We start from the raw sequence: 17,364 nt of genomic DNA, 5'->3' as shown, positions 1-17,364 counted from the left end.
GATTATGCAACGTATATTTTTATTTGGATTACAAGGTGTACTGTTATTGCTTTTGACAGCATGCGGGCAGTCTGGCGCACTCATCAAGGCAAATGATGTAGAGCAAGATAAACGAGCAAAGTATTTGCTCTATAAGCATCCAAAAGCACCGAGCGTAAACGCAGAACACAGCGATTCAACCACATCAACTACAGAATTGGGTCAGCAACCATGAGTTTTAATCGTCAAAATGGGGCGTTATACGCCGAAAATTATGCTCTTGAAGAGTTAGCTACGCTATACGGAACACCGTTATATGTATACTCGCGTAAAGCTTTGACTCAGCATTATCAAGATATGGATCGTGCTTTTTCTTATATCGATCATCAGATTTGCTTTTCAGTTAAGTCGAATTCTAATATTGCTGTACTCAATGTACTGGCACGTTTAGGTGCTGGTTTTGATATTGTGACGGGTGGGGAGTTGGCGCGGGTGCTTGCTGCGGGTGGTGAACCAAGTAAAATAGTATTTTCTGGCTTAGGAAAATCCGAGGCAGATATTAAAAAAGCACTCGAGGTTGGGATTGCTTGTTTTAATGTGGAGTCTTATGCCGAACTTGACCGAATTCAAAAAGTGGCTGCGCAATTAGGTAAACAAGCCCCTATTTCTTTACGCGTCAATCCTGATGTCGATGCAAAAACGCATCCTTATATTTCTACAGGATTGAAAGAAAATAAGTTTGGTATTCCTAGTGATAGTGTCTTTGATACCTATAAGTATGCTGCAAGTTTGGCAAACTTAGATATCGTCGGCATTGATTGTCATATTGGTTCGCAGCTCACTGAAACACAACCATTTGTTGATGCGCTTGCACGTATTGAGCTCATGATCACAGAGCTTAAAAATATGGGGATTAATTTGCGCCACATCGATATTGGTGGCGGTTTAGGTGTGGTTTATAAAGATGAAACACCACCTACTATGGCTGAGTATGCCAATGCGCTGCGCCCAGCATTAGAAAAATTAGGGCTTAAAGTATATATGGAGCCAGGGCGCTGTATCAGTGCCAACGCAGGTGTACTTTTGACTAAAGTCGATTTGTTGAAGCCAACCACACACCGTAATTTTGCTATCGTGGATGCAGCGATGAATGATTTAATTCGTCCTTCTTTATATAGTGCTTGGCATGATGTTGTCGCAGTTACGCCACATCAAAATAGTGCAACAAAAACATGGGATATTGTTGGTGCAATCTGTGAAACTGGCGATTTTCTCGGTAAAGAGCGTGATTTGGCATTGCAGGAAAATGATGTTCTCGCTGTATTGGGCGCAGGTGCCTACGGTTTTGTCATGAGTTCAAACTACAATACCCGTGGTCGCGCTGCCGAAGTCATGGTCAATGGTGATCAAGCCTATTTAATTCGTGAACGTGAAAGCATAGAATCACTTTGGGAAAAAGAGCGTTTGTTGCCTGAGGAGTAAATTGAGATGTATTTAGAATTTACCAAAATGCATGGTCTGGGCAATGATTTTATGGTTGTTGACCTGATCACGCAGCGAGCTTATTTAGATACTTTAACCATTCAACGTTTAGCCGATCGTCATTTTGGTGTGGGTTTTGATCAACTTTTGATTGTTGAACCACCTGATTTTCCAGATGTTGATTTTAAATATCGAATTTTTAATGCTGATGGTTCAGAAGTAGAACAATGTGGTAATGGTGTACGTTGCTTCGCCCGTTTTGTGCATGAGCGTCAATTGACCACCAAAACCAAAATTCGTGTGCAGACCAAGGCTGGGATTGTTGAACCTGAATTAGGTGCAAATGGTTGGGTTCGGGTCAATATGGGGCCGCCAAAATTTCTTCCTGAAGAAATTCCATTTATTACTCAGGAACATGAAGATGCTGAGGGCTTATATCAACTGGAACTTGCAGATAATAAAAGCATCAATATTGATGTGGTGAACATGGGCAACCCTCATGCTGTGACTATTGTACCTGATGTATTAACTGCTGATGTTGAGCGTATCGGCCCCCAAGTAGAATCACACGCACGTTTTCCTGCACGTGTAAATGCGGGTTTTATGCAAATCATTGATGAAAAGCATATCCGTTTGCGTGTATATGAACGTGGTGTGGGTGAGACCTTGGCCTGTGGTACAGGGGCTTGCGCGGCTGCGGTCAGTGGTATGCGCCGTGGTTTACTTGCCAATGAGGTTGAAGTCCAGCTTGCTGGCGGTAAGCTACATATTGCCTGGCGTGAGGGTGATGTGGTCTGGATGACAGGTCCAACCACGCATGTGTATGATGCGCGTCTGGATTTAAGATATTTCCAAGGTTAATCTTGGAATAAGTAGACATTCCTAAATGGGGGTGTCTACATGAAGAGAAAATTATAATTTCAAAGGATAACAATGAATAACTTGGTTTTCTTTCCAGGCGCATCAGGTAATACCCAATTCTGGAATCCTTTGATCGCACAATTGCCTAAGAGCTATACCAAACAGGTCATTGCCTATCCAGGTTTTCATGGTGTGGCTGCACATCCAGATATAAATAGTTTTGATGATTTAACCGATTATGTGGTTGCACAAATTCAACAACCCTCGATTTTAATTGCTCAATCAATGGGTGGTATTTTTGCCATCGCAGCCACATTACAAAAGACTGATCTGATCAAAGGCTTGGTTCTGATGGCAACTTCGGGAGGTATCAATTTAGACCCGTTTCAAGTTCGGGATTGGCGACAGGCGTATCAGCAAGAATATTTGCAATATCCTGATTGGTTTATCACAGCAAAGGTAGACTATGAAGCCGAATTGGCACATATTCAACAACAGGTTTTATTATTGTGGGGAGATCAGGACCTGATTAGCCCTGTTACTGTGGGACAACATTTACAGCATATCTTTAAGAAATCTGAGCTTTATGTGATTCAATGCGGAGAACATGATTTTGCTGAACAGTATGCAGATGAAGTTGCTATTTATATCAATGCTTTTATAAAGCAATTTTAGGGAGTTGAGTGTGCAGACAGCTTTACAACTACTTTCCATGTGGTTAAAAGAGCGGACAATTCAAAATCAGTCTGAACATACCATTACGGCCTATCAACGTGATCTTACTGATTTTTTTAAATTTTGTGAAAATAAACAATTACAACTACATGATGTTGAAGCTTCGGACTTGCGAGAATATTTAGCCGAGCGTGTTGAATGCGACCAACTCAGTTCCAGTAGCCTGCAACGTCACCTGACCTCCATTCGCCAATTTATGAAATGGGCTGAGCAAGGACAATATTTACAGCAGAATCCCTCAGAAGATTTTAAGTTAAAACGTCAACCCCGTCCCTTGCCAGGCATGATTGACATTGAAACCATCAACCAGATTCTGGATCAGCCTGCACCTGAAAAACCAATTGAGCAGCAATTATGGTCAAGGGACAGGGCGATGCTGGAGCTATTATATTCGAGTGGTCTACGTTTAGCCGAGTTACAGGGTTTAACTGTCAAGGATATTGATTTTAATCGACAGTTATTACGCATTACAGGTAAGGGCAATAAAACCCGAATTGTGCCTTTTGGAACCAAAGCTAAACAAAGTCTGGTTGAGTGGTTAAAAATCTATCGGATATGGCAGGGTGGTTTTGTAGCAGATTCAGCCGTGTTTATTTCACAGAAAGGTAACGCACTGACTTCACGACAGATTGAAAATCGGGTTAAGTTACAGGCCCAACGGGCAGGAATCAGTGTCGATTTGCATCCACATTTATTACGACATTGTTTTGCCAGTCATCTGCTTTCTGCCAGTGGCGATCTACGTGCAATTCAGGAAATGTTGGGTCATAGTAACCTATCCACCACCCAAATCTATACCCATCTCGACTTTGAGCAATTGATGAATGTATATGACAAAAGCCATCCTCGGGCACAAAAAAGCTGAATCCTGATATATTATGTTGCAAAATTGGACGTTAAATAGGCAACTCATTTTACAGAGCACACTTAAACAATGTTCTTACTTTATTGACCATTTTTTGCAAAAAGTGCTGAGTATTTGGATTTGCCCGAAATGATCAGTTACAGAACATCTGCTTTTTGTCTGCAAGATCTATTTTAGGTTGTTGAATTTTATAAAATATTAATAAAATCAAAATGTAATATTGATAAGAGCGGATAGCTCAATTGAGTTGATTTCTCAGTGCTCTAAATTAGTGAACTGAGCATTTCATCTTTTTTACAGCCACATGGGAAATTGTGACTTGACCGAAATGCCAAATACATTGCAAGATAGGGCACCTAAAAAGTTTCGATCGAAGAGTTAGAATGCTCTTCACTACATTTACTTGCTTAGAACAGCCGAGGATTACATGAAGGCTCTTGTCGCTGTAAAACGTGTGGTTGATGCCAACGTTAAAGTTCGTGTTAAGCCGGACAATAGTGGGGTTGACCTTACCAACGTTAAGATGTCAATCAACCCATTCTGTGAAATCGCAGTGGAAGAAGCGGTTCGCTTAAAAGAAAAAGGAACGATTTCAGAAATCGTTGTTGTTTCAGTGGGTTCTAAAGACGCGCAAGAACAAATTCGTTCTGCAATGGCTTTAGGTGCTGACCGTGGTATTTTAGTTGAAACTGCTGACGAAGTTGGCGCTTTAGAAGTTGCTAAAATTCTAAAAGGCGTTGTTGATGCTGAAAAACCAGAACTTATTCTTCTTGGTAAACAAGCAATTGATGATGACTCTAACCAGGTAGGTCAAATGCTTGGCGCTTTACTTGGTGCTGGTCAAGGTACTTTTGCATCTGAAGTTAAAGTTGACGGTGGTAAAGTACAAGTTACTCGTGAAATCGACGGCGGTTTACAAACTGTTGAGCTTGCACTTCCTGCAATCATCACAACTGACTTACGTCTGAATGAGCCACGTTATGCTGCTCTTCCAAACATTATGAAAGCGCGTAAAAAACCGCTTGATATTAAGTCTCCTGCTGATTATGGCGTTGCAACTGGTACTAAACTTAAAACAATTAAAGTTGAAGCACCTGCTGAACGTAAAGCTGGCGTACAAGTGAAGTCTGTAGACGAGCTTGTAGAAAAATTGAAAAACGAAGCGAAAGTGATCTAATACAGAAGGATACAATCATGAGTATTTTAGTTATCGCTGATCACAACAACCAGTCACTTAACGGTGCAACTTTAAACGTTGTTGCGGCAGCTCAAAAAATCGGTGGTGATATTACTGTATTAGTTGCTGGTTCTGGCGCTCAAGCAGTTGCTGATGCTGCTGCTAAAATTGCTGGTGTGAGCAAAGTATTACTTGCTGACAATGCTGCTTATGCGAACCAATTGGCTGAAAACGTTGCTAGCTTGGTTGCTGACATCGCAAAAGGCGGTTACAAATACGTATTAGCTGCTTCTACAACAACTGGTAAGAACATTCTTCCACGTGTTGCTGCACTTCTTGACGTAAGCATGATTTCAGACATCATTGCTGTTGAATCTGCAAATACTTTCAAGCGTCCTATCTATGCTGGTAACGCGATTGCAACTGTTCAATCAGATGAAGCGATTATCGTAGGTACAGTTCGTGGTACAGCATTTGATGCTGTAGCTGCTGAAGGCGGTTCTGCTGTAGTCGAAGCTGTTGCTGAGGTGAAAGATGCTGGTGTTTCTAAGTTTGTAAGCGAAGAAATCGTGAAACTTGATCGTCCAGAATTAACTGCTGCGCGTATCGTTGTTTCTGGTGGTCGTGGTGTAGGTTCTGGTGAAAACTATCACAAAGTACTTGACCCATTAGCTGACAAGCTTGGTGCTGCTCAAGGTGCTTCACGTGCTGCTGTAGATGCTGGCTTTGTACCAAACGACTTCCAAGTAGGTCAAACAGGTAAAATTGTTGCACCTGACTTGTATATTGCTGTTGGTATCTCTGGTGCGATTCAGCACTTGGCAGGTATGAAAGATTCTAAAGTTATTGTTGCAATCAACAAAGACGAAGAAGCACCAATCAACAGCGTTGCTGACTACTGGTTAGTGGGCGACTTGAACACTGTTGTACCTGAATTGGTATCTAAACTTTAATTCGCTCTGAATAAAGTTGAAGAACGCCCCGAAAGGGGTGTTTTTTTATGTTAAAAATAAGAATAAATAAATGAGAGCATTACCGATGAATTATACTTTTAAGACCTATTTTCTGATGCTGGCTCATTATAATCAGTGGGCAAATAACAAGTTGTTTGCAGTTTTAGAGGCTTTGCCTGAAACACAGTTGAATCAGGACTGTGGCGCTTATTTTAACTCACTGATTCAGACTGCAAATCATGTGTTGGTTGGGGATTTCCTCTGGTTTGAACGTATCTGTGGACTACAACCCTCGCGTTATGCACTGGATGATGTTTTATATCCAGACATAAAGGAATTAATTCAAGTTCGTAAAAACCATGATCAATCTTTAATTGATTATGTCCAGGTTCATGATCAATCAGCTTTTCATCAAGCATTGACCTATATTCGCCGTAACCAGACCTATACAGAGCCATTGATTGAAGTGTTGGCTCATATGTTTAATCATCAAACCCATCATCGTGGGCAAATGCATAATATGGTTTTCCAGTTGACAGGTATATCACTTGAGCTGGACTTGATTTATTTCCAAAGGGAAAATGCTTGCCTATATCATTAAATCGCGAGTACCAGACGCTGGAAAAATGAGTGATGTTACCTATCTTTAGTTGCTTATTTTTTAAGGAAAATATAAGTGAAATGGTCGAATTTTCGAGGATGCTGTGAGGTGAATCAAACAACTGGCCATTATAGGATGATCAAGAATCATCATCTAATTTTAACTATATAATTTATATAATATTTTTATTGTAAAAAAATGCTATTTTTCATGCTGAAAACTCCCAGTTAACCCGTCCTTTATGCTATAATTTTTCGCTGTATTTTTTATTTTAGTTCAAGTTTTTGAACTGAATTTTTGCAAGATTGAAGACATAAAAACAGGTGGAACCATCGACCTGTAAACAAGGAGTATGCATGAGCGTATCGGAAATTAGACCGATTGCCATTGAGGACGAACTCAAGCATTCATATCTAGATTACGCCATGAGCGTAATTGTATCTCGTGCATTACCAGATGTGAGAGACGGTCTAAAACCTGTTCACCGTCGTGTATTGTTTGCGATGCACGAATTGGGCAATGATTATAACAAAGCATACAAAAAGTCTGCTCGTGTTGTCGGGGACGTGATCGGTAAATATCACCCTCATGGTGACAGTGCAGTATATGAAACAATCGTTCGTATGGCGCAAAATTTTAGCTTGCGTTACATGTTGGTTGATGGTCAAGGTAACTTCGGTTCTGTCGATGGGGATAGCGCAGCAGCAATGCGTTATACCGAAGTTCGTATGCAAAAGTTGACCCATGAAATCTTAGCAGACTTAGAAAAAGATACTGTTGATTGGGAAGATAACTACGACGGTTCTGAGCGTATTCCTCAAGTGATGCCGACACGTATTCCAAATCTTTTGATTAATGGTGCGACGGGTATTGCAGTCGGTATGGCGACCAATATGGCGCCGCATAACATGACAGAAGTGGTGAATGCATGTTTAGCCTATGCCAATAACCCGAATATTTCTATCGAAGGCTTGATGGAGCATATCACGGGTCCAGATTTCCCTACGGGCGGTATTATTTACGGTAAATCAGGCATTGTTGATGCCTATCGGACTGGTAAAGGCCGTTTGCATATTCGTGGTAAATATCACTTTGAGGAAGACCCAAAAACAGGCCGTACCACCATCGTCTTTACTGAGATTCCTTATCAGGTCAACAAGGCAAAAACCATTGAGCGTATTGCCGAGTTAGTGAAAGAAAAGAAGCTGGAAGGTATTTCTGAGCTTCGTGACGAGTCTGATAAAGAAGGTATGCGTATCGCGATCGACCTGAAGCGTGGCGAAAATGCAGAAGTGGTGGTGAATAACCTGTTCCTGCATACGCAACTGCAAAACTCGTTCAGCATTAACATGGTCTGTCTGGATAATGGTCAGCCTAAGTTGATGAACCTGAAAGACATCATTGCGGCGTTTATCCGTCACCGTCAGGAAGTGGTGACCCGCCGTACCATGTTCGAATTGCGTAAAGCACGCGAGCGTGGACATATCTTGGAAGGCTTAACCGTTGCCTTGGCCAATATTGATGCCATCATTGAAACCATTAAAACCTCTGCAAACCCAGCCGAAGCGCGTGAACGTTTACAGGTAGGTGAGTGGGCTGGCGGTGGCGTGGTGGCATTGCTGGAAAAAGCAGGTGCGATCTCTGTTCGTCCAGATGAAATTGAAGGCGAAGACCCAACTCGCCCATTTGGTTTGTCAGGTGAGATTTATCGCTTGTCACCTACGCAAGTTGCAGCAATCTTAGAATTACGTTTGCACCGTTTAACGGGTCTCGAACAAGACAAGTTACATGCAGAATATTCTGAAATCTTAGGTCAAATCGCTGAATTAACAGCAATTCTCAATGATTTTAATTTATTGATGAATGTGATCCGTGAAGAGCTTGCTTTAATCTTGCAACAATATGGTGATGGGCGTCGTACTGAAATTGTTGAATCAGGTGTTGATTTCTGCCGTGAAGATTTGATCCCAGAAGAACAAGTGGTATTGACTGTTTCTCAAACAGGTTATGCGAAAACTCAACCACTTTCTGACTATCAAGCACAACGTCGTGGTGGTCGTGGTAAGTCTGCAACTTCGATGAAAGATGATGATATTATTCAACATTTAATTGTGGCATCAAACCATGCAACAGTTTTATGTTTTACCAATGTCGGTAAAGTCTATCGTTTAAGAGTGTTTGAGGTTCCGCAAGCTTCACGTGGTGCAAAAGGTCGTCCAATTATTAATTTGCTCCCATTGGATGCAAATGAAACCGTGACTGCAATCTTACCGTTGACTGAATTCCCTGAAAATCACTATGTATTCATGGCAACAGCATCAGGTACGGTTAAACGTGTTGAATTAGCACAATTTAGTAATGTTCGTTCTAACGGTTTACGTGCGATTGAGTTGAACGAAGAAGATACTTTAATTGGTGTTGCAATTACCGATGGTAATCAGCAGATCATGTTGTTCTCGAACGAAGGGAAGGCAATTCGTTTTGCTGAAACAGATGTTCGTGCGATGGGACGTACTGCAAAAGGCGTGCGTGGTATGCGTGTGAGTTTTGCAAGCAATACCATTGAAGCCGAAGATGCTGACGTTGAAAATGATGATAGTGATGACAATGATGATTCATCAGATTCGCATGTTGTCAGTCGTATTGTTTCGCTCGTGGTTGTACCTGAAACTGGTGAAGTGTTGTGTGCATGCGCCAATGGCTATGGTAAGCGTACACCTGTTGATGACTTCCCGACCAAGAAACGTGGTGGTAAAGGTGTGATTGCCATTAAAACTAGCGAGCGTAATGGTGAACTTGTTGGTGCTGTGTCTATTGATGAAAGCAAAGAACTAATGCTGATTTCTGATGGTGGTACATTAGTGCGTACCCGTGCGGCTGAGGTTGCAACCACAGGTCGTAATGCACAAGGTGTTCGTTTAATTCGTTTAAGCGATGCTGAAACACTGGTGGGTGTGGTTTCAATTGAAGCTGTTGAAGTGGAAGATGAGGACGAATTAGAGCTGATCGAAGGCGTAGAAAATCCAGAGGCGCAAACAGCAACTTCAGAAGAAGTTGCAGTAGAACCGAAAGATGATACGCCTGAAGCGTAAATCTATTCATCCTAAAAAAGGAAGCTAAATAGCTTCCTTTTTTATTGGTTTCATCATCACCAAACGGTAATAAGATAGTGCTAATAAGACTGCGCCAACTGTGCTAAGATAAATAAGTTTAGGTACAACGATAGAGGTGGGTACACCCATTTGATTGAGTTGAACAAACATTTGGACACCGTGTGTAGATGGTAAAGCCCATGCAAACCACTGCATCCATTCGGGCATAGCTGCGTGTGGCCATGCAGCACCAGTCAATAAGAATAAAGGAACTGAAGTAACGACAACCAAATGTCCAACGCGTTCAGGCATATCCACCAGCGAACCAAGTAACATACCAAGACCAATGACACAACTCACATAAATCGGTACAGCAAGCAACATGCCCCAGAAATTGCCGCCATGTGGATATTCATATAGCCAAAATGTGAAACCATATAAATAAAGGCTACCTAAACCACTAATTGTAAGGATCGTTGCAAATATTGCCCAGAACTCCACGGGTTCAGCAGACCAGCCTTGCTCGCGATAACTCGCAATGAGCATGGCTAAACCAAGCAAAATAGTTTGATGAATGATTAGACTGGCAACAGCAGGGAAAATATAACTGCCATAACCTGATAAAGTATTAAATAACGGAATATCGTGGATTGGCAGCTCAATTTCAAATTGGGAGGCTTCGCCAAATTTTTCCAAATGCTCTTTCAGTGTATATTCGATCGAGGTCGCAAGACCTGTAGCAGCTTCTTTAGTTTGTAAAAAATATGCTGTACTGAGATAAAGCCCAATCCCTCCCATTTCCCCGCGTCTGAGGCTTTGACTCAGGTTTTCTGGAAGTAATAAGATCGCTTCAGCTTTTTGGTTTTTCACCATTTGTTCTGCTTCAAGGAAGTTCCCTGTGACAGCCTGTATCTGGATATGGGGGCTACTAGCAGTTTGACTAATAATTTTAGAGCTTAAAACACTTTGTTCTTCATCAACAATCACGATCGGAATATTTTCTGCAACTTGCGCTTTATAGGCAGTTGGATAGAAAAAGCTATACATGAGGATAGAGGCAATCAGTGTGGTAAACACTGAGTTATTTTTCACAATATTTTTGAAAGTTTGTTTGTAATAAAAGAAAAATGATTTCATGAGTGAATCTCCTGAACATTTTTCTTCAATAAACGAAGACTTAATAAGCTAAATATCACTGCAAAAACGAGCAGAATAATGAAAGGTATAACTGAAATAATGACATCGCTTCCAATCACCCATTGCTCAGTTTGTAATTTTGCGTAAGGGGTAAATGGAATAATCATTGACCATAATTGTGTAAATGCAGGAGCATTATTTAAGGGGAGTGTGACACCTGCGAAACTCATGGATGAACCACCATATAGTGCGATAAAACCAAAACTTTTAGGCAGGTCTTTGGTAGCTAAGATAACGCTACTGCTGATCATGGCATAGGCAAAATAAAACACAAACTGAGCGATCAAAAGAAAGCTAAGTGAGCCTGCGATAAAATAACCTTTGACTTGGGTGAGCCAGAACATCCAGCACCATGTCCAGAAACAAAAAATCAGCACATAAAGCAAAATTTTTCCAAAAAATCGAGAAACAATCTGTGTTGAACCTAACCATTCTGCAAAGGTATGACGCTTAAATTCTTGCCCGATTGCGAATGCAATACAACAACACAGCAATAAATGGAGTACTGCAGGAACAATGAACGGTCCTAAAAATAGCTCATAACTCATGCTGGGGTTATATAGCATCGAGACTTTGACATGTGGCGTAGGGAATTCAGCATAAGGGATTTTATTTGCTAAATAACTGTTACCTAAATAGTCGCCAATGGCATTGAGGGTGCTACTTTGCATTGCTGAAGCAATGGTATTGCCAATAGTAAAAAAAGATTGGTTATACGCCATACTAATTTGAGCATTTTTTGCCTGAACAAGTCGTTGCTCCGCACCTTCAGGAATGAAAACAAAACCCCAAACCTGAGTACTATTAATCATACGTTCAACTTCGTCTTGACTTGAACTGATAGTCTTTACACTTAGACTTGGGTTAATACTGAGGTTATGAATGATTTGTCGGCTTAATTGGCTTTGATCTTGGTCAACAATGGCAATCGGTAAGTGCTCAGCTTTTCCAGCCGAAAGCATGCTGGTAAAAAAGATGATGATCAATAAAGGCATAATGATTGCCATAAATGCATCTACTTTATGGCATTTTAAATAACGCAACTCTCGAAGCATTGCAGCAAACATTGGTTATTTTGCCTCTTTAATTTTAAAAAGTACGCTCATTCCAACTTTAAGATCTGGAATAGATTGCTCAGGTACTAAGTGGAATTTAAAGCTGCGAATATCATAACCACCCGTTTGACGTGTGGTTTTAATGGTTGCAAAGTCTCCTTCAACATCAATGTTCTTCACTTTAAATGTGACTTTTTGATTCAGCGCAGGTACGAAACCATCTAAAGTTTTGTTTTGATATACACTTTCATACATATCTTCACGGACATTTAAACTGACCCACATCTCATGGTCTTCAATAATACTGACGACAGGCACACCAGTTGCGACTAACTCTGTTGGTTTGCCATAGGTTTTCGATACAGTACCGTCGACCGGTGAATAGAGCTTGGTTTCTTCTGTCAATGCATTTGCTTCTTTGACAGCAGCTTGTGCCATGGCGACTTTTGCATCGGCAGTTGATTTCTGTTGTTCGGTACTGCCTCGTTTAGCGCGTGCGTACTGTTGATAAGCTGCTTCCGCCATTTCACGGGCAGAGGTCTGTGCCGCCAGCATTTCATCACGGCGCTGACGGGAAATCACCCCTTGCTGGTAAAGGTTTTCACCCCGTTTATAGGTGGTTGCCGCCAATTCAGCCTGAGTTTTCATGGCTTGCCAGTTGGCATAGAGGGTATCAATATTTTCCTGCTGGCTACCTCGGTAGACGGTTGAATGGAATGCCATTGCACTTTGCAGGGCTGCCTGTGCCTGCTCCTTTTTAGCCTCCAGTTCAGGACTGACAAAACGCACCACAGCCTGACCCTTTTTAACAGTTTGCCCCTCAGTGACATAAAATTCCTCAATACGGCTAGGTACCTTGGTGCTGATATGTACCGTTTCCGACTCAACCCGACCTTGCAACTCAATTGTTTTCGGAAGATAGGCTTTCCATAAACCATAGGCAATCAGACCAAGTAAAAGGACGACTATAATAAACATGATCAGTTTCAGTTTATTGCCTTTGCCTGATCCAGTTGAGTCAGCTTTGCTATTCGGAGTGGTTGTGTTGGCTGAAACATCCTCATGCTGTTTTTCTGGTTGAATAACAGGTTCAACAGAAGTTGCTCCCTGATGTTCAGTCGAAATCGTCTCTTGACCTATATCACGTTCTGAATTGGATGATGATGGATTCTGGCTCATAAATTTCTCCAATTAGCGGATATAGTCAGTACGTGGTTGATTAACGTAAAGCTTAAATTCATCAATAGAACCATAGCTTTGCAGTAAGGTTGCCAGTGACAGGATGTATTTATAGGCATTAACTGCCATTTCAGTTTTTAAACCGTTTAGGGCATTCTGGGCATCAATAACCTGGGTGGCTGTACCCATGCCTTCCTTAAAGGACAGTTGCTGGATGCGCAGGTTTTCCTGAGCTGCCTTGATATTTTGGGTGAGAAGTTGATGGCTGGTTTGAGCAGAATTTAACTCACTGAAAGATTTATACAGCACATTTTCAACTTCCTGCTTGGTACGCTCAGTCATCAACTCTGCGGCATATTTTTTTAACTCAGCTGCACGAATATTCTTGTTGTTATCAATTCCAGAGAATAGATTATATTTTGCCATTACTCCCACAATCCAGTTCTCTTTACTGTCCAGTTCATATTCCCCAAAAGCAAAAACACTGGGTTTCTTGGCTGATTGCTGCACCTTGACATTTTCGTTGGCAAGCTGGGTATCCATCTGCAATTTCCTGATCAGGCTTGAATTTTGATCATAGTTTGCAAGTAGTGTATCCAGGGAATGATTTTGGGTTAAATTCACAAAAAGCGGGGTGGAGAGCTGAACACTTTGCTTGGTTTGCAATAGGTTTTGCAGACTAAACTGGCTTGCCCTTAAGTTTGCCTGTGCATTTTGGTAGCTGCGTTCCGCATTGTTGCGGGCAACTTCAAACTGCATCCGTTGGCCTTTGTTAATAAAACCCTGCTGCTCAAGCTTGGCTGCGTTGCCGTAGTGTTCCTGCATGGCATTTAAATTAAACAGGGCAGAATTGACCAATTGTTGCTGCAACTGCACATTAAAATAGGCCTGAATCATTTCAAAGCGCTGTGTGTCCTGTTGCTGCTTTTCACTGATGTTGGAACGCTGTGCCTGAATATTGGCGATTTGCTTGGCGCTGTTGATTTTCCCGCCCATATACAGGGGCATCACCATAGAAACTGAGGTGCGGACATCGTGGTCCTGAATAGTGACATCCAGATCGTTTGGCACCTTATTCAGTCCGTCACTGACCACTTGATCAAAGCCCTGGCTAACCTGGTCAATCACTTCTGGCGGAAGTACATTTTGCCATTGCGATAATTTGTCATCAAAACCACGGGTCAGTGAGTTTTCCAGTCTACGTTTACTGGATTCCAGAGGTACACTGGTTTCACTGTGAAATGCATAGGCACGGGCATTTAAATCAATACGGGGCAGGCCAAGATTCTTTACCGCCTGCATTTCAAGTTGAGAGGCTTGCTGTAGCGCCTGCTGCGCTTGTGTGGCATAGGCATGCTCCACAACATATTGTTCAGCTTCACCATAGCTCAGGGTTTGGGCAAATACAGGCATGGAGAACAGGGCACAGCTAATTAAACTGATACTCAAACTCAACTGCCTTGGAAACCGTTTGACCTTAAAATTCGGTCGATGATGCCATTTCAACATGATCTGATGTCGCAATTTAATAATATTCTGCGTTAGTCTAAATTATTTTTATAAAATTAAAATATTATGTTTTTAATTAAATAGTTATATGACCAAGAATGGTGTAGTCAATTTGTAAAAAATAGAGTTTTTAGTCTAGTTTAAACATGGATTATCCAGTTTTTTGATGATAAAAAAATCCACTTAAAAATGGGTAAATGAACGAAATAGGGTACAAAAACACGATTGAAAAATTACCGATTATTTTCAGTTAAATCGAAATATTTACGCGATAAGCTGCTGCAAGCTTTAGCAATCTATGGTTAAATGCCCATTTCAATTTGTTTCACTTTGACAAGGGAAAACTCATGCGTGCTTATAATTTCTGCGCTGGTCCTGCTGCACTGCCTACTGCTGTTTTAGAAAAAGCTCAACAGGAAATGTTGGATTGGCAGGGTAAAGGCTTGTCGATCATGGAAATGAGTCATCGTAGTAATGACTATGTTGCTGTGGCAGAAAAGGCGGAAGCTGATCTACGCAAGCTCATGAATATCCCTGAGAACTATAAAGTATTGTTCCTGCAAGGTGGTGCATCCTTACAATTCTCAGCAATTCCTTTAAATCTGCTTGGAAAAAATAACAAGGCAGATTATATCCATACAGGAATCTGGTCTGAAAAGGCACTAAAAGAAGCGAAACGTTATGGCGATATTAATATCATTGAGGCAAGCACTTTAATTGATGGCAAACATGCGATCACTGAACAAAGCACTTGGAACCTTTCTGATCATGCGGCTTATGTGCATTATGCAGATAATGAAACCATTGGTGGTTTACAGTTCGCCGATGTTCCAGAGGTAAATGCGCCGTTGGTGTGTGACTTTTCTTCAAGTATTTTGTCTGCGCCATTGGATGTGAGCAAATTTGGCCTCATCTACGCGGGTGCGCAAAAGAATATTGGTCCTGCGGGATTAACCATTGTCATTATTCGTGATGATTTGCTGGATCAGGCAAAACCTGAAATTCCAAGCATCCTAAAATATGGCGACCAAGCCAAGAATGGTTCAATGGTCAATACGCCAGCGACCTATGCATGGTATTTGTCTGGTCTAGTATTTGAGTGGCTGCTTGAGCAGGGTGGTGTAGATGCAATCTACAAAATCAACCAGGACAAGGCAAAACTCCTCTATAGTTATATTGATTCTAGCGACTTCTATAACAATCCAATCGCCATTGCAAACCGTTCAATGATGAATGTGCCATTTACCCTGGCTGATGAAGCACTTGAGAAAACATTCCTGAAAGAAGCTGAACAGAAGCATTTACTTAATCTGGCAGGTCACCGTTCAGTAGGTGGTATGCGTGCAAGTATTTACAACGCAGTTCCTTTAGAGGGTGTCCAGGCACTTGTGAACTTTATGGATGATTTTGCGAAACGTCACGGTTAAGCAATAACTGATCTCAAACAAAAGCCCTCAACATTGAGGGCTTTTGTTTATATGTATAAGTTGAAAATGGTCAAAAATTAGAACAAGCCAATTTGATGAAAAATAAGTGCTGCTAAAAAAATACCAAGTAAAAAAAAGCAAAAAGCACCAACATCAAGTTTCAGACCTTGATCACTCGATGGAATAAGACTGGTGGTCGTTTGTTCTGGTATAATTTTCATTAGAACGCCTAAAAATGCCATTTATGCGATTTTTTGTCACTTTAGTGCAGTTTTAGCATAAATATTCGCCTGAATCCAGATGTTGCCGCGAATATATTCACCAATGTTAAAGTTTTTATACAAAAAATTTTTAGTGGCAATACGTATTAAAATTGCAGGTAAATCATCTTCCAATACCAGTGTTACATCATACAGGGTATATTCATCCTGCATAAACTGCATGGTGGTTTTACCCACGATATTTCCCTGAAACCATGCTTCATCTTCCTGACCTAATGTCTCACCATATAAATAGGCGACCATTTTAGAAAAGTCGACAGTGACAGGTTCTTGATCTTCTGGGGTTTTGGGTTGCCACTCATTAATCAGTTCCTGTAGGTTATCGGGGGCAATGCCGTTATGTTCCGCCAGAATTGCATTTAATGCGCGGTGGTGCTTAATTGAGGCTGGATCATCAACAATGATTTTCTCATCTTTAGAAACGGTTTCCAGTTCGTATGCCCAGGCATTAAGTTGAACCTGATAACTCTGGTTTTTGTCATATTGACAGCGATTTACACTAAATAAACTATCAAAGGCATAAATAACCGTATTTTTATTTACGCTTAATCTTAATACCGCCTGAGTTGCGGAATCACAGGTAATTACTCGTTCAATTTTTGCATCGTATTTATATGGGCTTTCAAAACTCGGAAACGCAGTTTTTAATGCGCGTGGCTTTTGGTCCTCAACCGCAATAATTTGATTAATTGAGATCGCCTCACCGCTTGGTCCCTGAATCAGCCAGAATGACTGGTCCATCTCCTGTTCATCTTCACATAGACCCATGGGCATCACAGGTGCATCCAGCGCCAGTCCCAACCATTGTGGTACATCTGTTTCGGGTGTTTCTGTCAACAGGTTCCAATGCTCGACATGATGACCGAAATTTTGATCTTGAATTTTAATGGTTTCTGGACTGTTCTGATTTTTCATAAAAACATAATACAAAGAGATTGAACTTATTCTATTAAATCGAGGGTCACAGCGTT

General features: G+C 41.2%; 16 protein-coding genes. 10 read left to right on the top strand and 6 right to left on the bottom strand.

Annotated features, from left to right (window positions below; genetic code table 11):
- Positions 1-4: 4 nt before the first annotated feature.
- From F967_RS09515 to gyrA, 9 genes are all read left to right on the top strand, one after another.
- The gene (locus F967_RS09515; protein WP_004799558.1) at positions 5-214 is read left to right on the top strand and encodes a hypothetical protein; all 210 of its coding nucleotides are present in this window, start codon (positions 5-7) and stop codon (positions 212-214) included.
- Positions 211-1,461: a diaminopimelate decarboxylase gene (gene lysA, locus F967_RS09510; protein WP_004799556.1), complete on the top strand. Its 1,251-nt coding sequence runs from the start codon at positions 211-213 to the stop codon at positions 1,459-1,461. Before F967_RS09515 ends, lysA begins: the two co-directional genes overlap by 4 nt.
- 6 nt (positions 1,462-1,467) lie before the next feature.
- Entirely contained in the window at positions 1,468-2,322 is an 855-nt protein-coding gene (gene dapF, locus F967_RS09505; RefSeq protein WP_004799555.1) for a diaminopimelate epimerase, read from the top strand.
- A gap of 72 nt (positions 2,323-2,394) precedes the next feature.
- Positions 2,395-2,997 carry an alpha/beta fold hydrolase gene (locus F967_RS09500; protein WP_004799553.1) on the top strand — a complete coding sequence of 201 codons (603 nt, stop codon included), beginning with the start codon at positions 2,395-2,397 and terminating at the stop codon, positions 2,995-2,997.
- A gap of 37 nt (positions 2,998-3,034) precedes the next feature.
- Complete coding sequence (gene xerA, locus F967_RS09495; RefSeq protein ID WP_171063102.1) at positions 3,035-3,922, top strand: site-specific tyrosine recombinase/integron integrase; 888 nt, start codon at positions 3,035-3,037, stop codon at positions 3,920-3,922.
- 427 nt (positions 3,923-4,349) lie between these two features.
- The gene (locus F967_RS09490; protein ID WP_004682710.1) at positions 4,350-5,099 is read left to right on the top strand and encodes an electron transfer flavoprotein subunit beta/FixA family protein; all 750 of its coding nucleotides are present in this window, start codon (positions 4,350-4,352) and stop codon (positions 5,097-5,099) included.
- 17 nt (positions 5,100-5,116) lie between these two features.
- Complete coding sequence (locus tag F967_RS09485; RefSeq protein WP_004799549.1) at positions 5,117-6,052, top strand: electron transfer flavoprotein subunit alpha/FixB family protein; 936 nt, start codon at positions 5,117-5,119, stop codon at positions 6,050-6,052.
- An 85-nt stretch (positions 6,053-6,137) separates the two neighbouring features.
- Positions 6,138-6,653 carry a DinB family protein gene (locus F967_RS09480; RefSeq protein WP_004761658.1) on the top strand — a complete coding sequence of 172 codons (516 nt, stop codon included), beginning with the start codon at positions 6,138-6,140 and terminating at the stop codon, positions 6,651-6,653.
- Between the two features lie 356 nt (positions 6,654-7,009).
- On the top strand, positions 7,010-9,745 hold the full coding sequence (gyrA, locus tag F967_RS09475) for a DNA gyrase subunit A (RefSeq protein ID WP_004799547.1): 2,736 nt from the start codon (positions 7,010-7,012) through the stop codon (positions 9,743-9,745).
- A 24-nt stretch (positions 9,746-9,769) separates the two neighbouring features.
- Here gyrA and F967_RS09470 read toward each other — a convergent pair whose 3' ends face one another.
- From F967_RS09470 to F967_RS09455, 4 genes are read right to left on the bottom strand one after another with little or no spacing between them, the layout of a single operon-like run.
- A complete protein-coding gene (locus F967_RS09470; protein ID WP_004799545.1) occupies positions 9,770-10,882 on the bottom strand; it encodes an ABC transporter permease in 1,113 nt (370 codons plus the stop codon).
- A complete protein-coding gene (locus F967_RS09465) occupies positions 10,879-12,009 on the bottom strand; it encodes an ABC transporter permease (RefSeq protein ID WP_004757624.1) in 1,131 nt (376 codons plus the stop codon). The genes F967_RS09470 and F967_RS09465 overlap by 4 nt, the downstream gene beginning before the upstream one ends.
- Before the next feature lie 3 nt (positions 12,010-12,012).
- Positions 12,013-13,176, bottom strand: coding sequence for an HlyD family secretion protein (locus tag F967_RS09460; RefSeq protein ID WP_004799543.1), 1,164 nt, complete (start codon positions 13,174-13,176; stop codon positions 12,013-12,015).
- A 12-nt stretch (positions 13,177-13,188) separates the two neighbouring features.
- Complete coding sequence (locus tag F967_RS09455; RefSeq protein WP_004799540.1) at positions 13,189-14,685, bottom strand: TolC family protein; 1,497 nt, start codon at positions 14,683-14,685, stop codon at positions 13,189-13,191.
- A gap of 347 nt (positions 14,686-15,032) precedes the next feature.
- Between F967_RS09455 and serC the strand changes: the two genes are divergently transcribed.
- A complete protein-coding gene (gene serC / locus F967_RS09450; protein WP_004799538.1) occupies positions 15,033-16,112 on the top strand; it encodes a 3-phosphoserine/phosphohydroxythreonine transaminase in 1,080 nt (359 codons plus the stop codon).
- Between the two features lie 77 nt (positions 16,113-16,189).
- Here serC and F967_RS14345 read toward each other — a convergent pair whose 3' ends face one another.
- Together F967_RS14345 and F967_RS09445 are read right to left on the bottom strand one after the other, a co-directional pair.
- A complete protein-coding gene (locus F967_RS14345; protein ID WP_004799537.1) occupies positions 16,190-16,333 on the bottom strand; it encodes a hypothetical protein in 144 nt (47 codons plus the stop codon).
- Between the two features lie 36 nt (positions 16,334-16,369).
- The gene (locus F967_RS09445; RefSeq protein ID WP_004799534.1) at positions 16,370-17,308 is read right to left on the bottom strand and encodes a hypothetical protein; all 939 of its coding nucleotides are present in this window, start codon (positions 17,306-17,308) and stop codon (positions 16,370-16,372) included.
- Positions 17,309-17,364 lie beyond the last annotated feature (56 nt).

Source organism: Acinetobacter sp. CIP 102637, from assembly GCF_000368425.1.
GTDB lineage: Bacteria > Pseudomonadota > Gammaproteobacteria > Pseudomonadales > Moraxellaceae > Acinetobacter > Acinetobacter parvus.
The sequence above is the reverse complement of the archived record's forward strand: the minus strand, read 5'-3'. Positions and strand labels throughout refer to the sequence as shown.